The following is a 561-nucleotide window of genomic DNA, read 5'->3' on the forward strand; positions in this document are numbered from 1 at the left end:
GTGTTTTATTTATGTCAGGTATTATATCTGTAATGACGCAAAGTTTAATTTTATCAATCATGGCACTGGGGGTTTATATAACTTACAAAATCTTAGATTTTCCAGATATGTCTGCTGATGGTAGCTACACAATGGGAGCTTCTATTGTAGCCTTTTCTCTTACTAATGGGATTTCTCCTGTAGTAGCAACTTTAATGGCTATTTTATGTGGTTGTATTGCTGGTCTTGTAACTGGTGTACTTCACATTAAATTTAAAATATCTAACTTACTTTCTGGTATTTTAGTTATGGGAATGCTCTACTCTATCAACTTAAGAATAATGGGAAAATCAAATATCCCACTATTTAGTTTTAAACATTTATTCAATGGAGAAATATCTCCTATAGTTTTAGCTTTAGTATTTGTATTTATCTGTAAAGTGCTTTTAGATTTATTCTTAAAGACAGGTCTTGGATACACTCTAAAAGGTGTTGGTGACAACTCTCAAATGATTAAATCTTTGGGTATAAATATCGGTTCTATAAAAATATTAGGACTTATGATTTCAAATGGACTTATAG

General features: G+C 30.5%; 1 protein-coding gene. It reads left to right on the forward strand.

What is annotated here, in order from left to right; all coding sequences use genetic code 11:
• A partial coding sequence (locus KGF52_RS21100) for an ABC transporter permease (protein ID WP_413927414.1) occupies positions 1–561 on the forward strand: 561 nt, incomplete at both ends.

It is taken from the genome of Clostridioides sp. ZZV15-6597, from assembly GCF_020657815.1.
In the GTDB taxonomy this organism is placed as follows: domain Bacteria; phylum Bacillota; class Clostridia; order Peptostreptococcales; family Peptostreptococcaceae; genus Clostridioides.